2 protein-coding genes are annotated in these 1,108 nt (G+C 65.2%); both read left to right on the plus strand.

Annotation, left to right across the window (positions count from 1 at the left end; translation table 11 throughout):
- Window positions 1-217: DUF1949 domain-containing protein (locus XAXN_RS20005; RefSeq protein ID WP_134984952.1), on the plus strand; the 217-nt coding region annotated here is incomplete at its 5' end.
- Window positions 214-1,108, plus strand: an 895-nt coding sequence (locus XAXN_RS20010; RefSeq protein ID WP_245149976.1) for an ABC transporter transmembrane domain-containing protein, incomplete at its 3' end; no start/stop codon positions are given. The genes XAXN_RS20005 and XAXN_RS20010, both read left to right, overlap by 4 nt.

Genomic DNA, 1,108 nt, shown 5'->3' on the forward strand with positions numbered 1-1,108 from the left:
GCTGTCGCTGGTGCAGGTGCAGTGCCGGTTCGACGATCTGGGCTTGGTGCATGCAGCACTGGCGGCCTTCCATGCCGACAAACTGGACGAACATTTCGACGCCAATGGTGCTGCGTTGCGCGTGCAACTGCCTGCGGATCAGCTCGCCGGCTTGAAAACCCACCTGTGCGACGCCACTCGCAATCGTGTCCACCTCTCACCCTCGGAAGCCGCATGACCCAGCCAGCCGCTGCACGTCCCAACCCGTTGCGGAAGCTGGGCAGCCTGCGCACCTTGTGGCCATTCGTCCAACGCCAGCGTGGCCTGTTCGTTGCCTGGCTGGTCGCGCTGACGATTTCCGCTGCGGCCACACTGAGCCTGCCGGCAGCGGTCAAGCGCATGATCGATCAAGGCTTCTCCGGCGACGCGCAGATCAACCAGGCGTTCGCGCTGTTGTTCGCAGTCTCGGTGGTGCTGGCGGTGGCGACCGCTGCCCGCTTCTATTTCGTCGCACTGCTGGGCGAAAAAGTGGTCGCCGACCTGCGCGGCCGGCTGTACGCCCACCTGATCGGCCTGGACGCCGGATTTCATGATCGCAGCCGCAGCGGCGAACTGGTGTCGCGCCTGTCGGCCGACAGCGAATTGTTGCGTGGGCTGATCGGCAGCACCATGTCGGTGGCCTTGCGTAGCGTGGCCACGGTGATTGGCAGCGTGGTCATGTTGTTCGTCACCAGCCCGCGTCTGGCCGGCTTCACTTTGATCGGCATCCCGCTGGCGGTGCTGCCGATCGTGCTGGGCGCACGCCGCCTGCAGAAGATTTCGCGTGCAAGCCAGGACCGTGTGGCCGATGCCAATACGCTGGCGGCCGAAACCCTGGGCGCAGTGCGCACCGTGCAGGCGCATGCGCGCGAGCGTTACGAAAGCCAACGTTTCAGTACTGCGCTGTTTGCCGCCATCGATACTGCGAAGGTGCGCATCCGCACCCAGGCCACCGTGACTGCGGTGGCGATCATGCTGATCTTCGGCGCGATCGTCGCGGTGTTGTGGCTGGGCGCGCACGATGTGGTGTCTGGCCGCATGACGCCCGGCACGTTAGGCCAGTTCGTGTTGTACGCGATGATCGGCGGCG

The organism is Xanthomonas axonopodis (assembly GCF_001304695.1).
In the GTDB taxonomy this organism is placed as follows: Bacteria; Pseudomonadota; Gammaproteobacteria; order Xanthomonadales; family Xanthomonadaceae; genus Xanthomonas; species Xanthomonas axonopodis.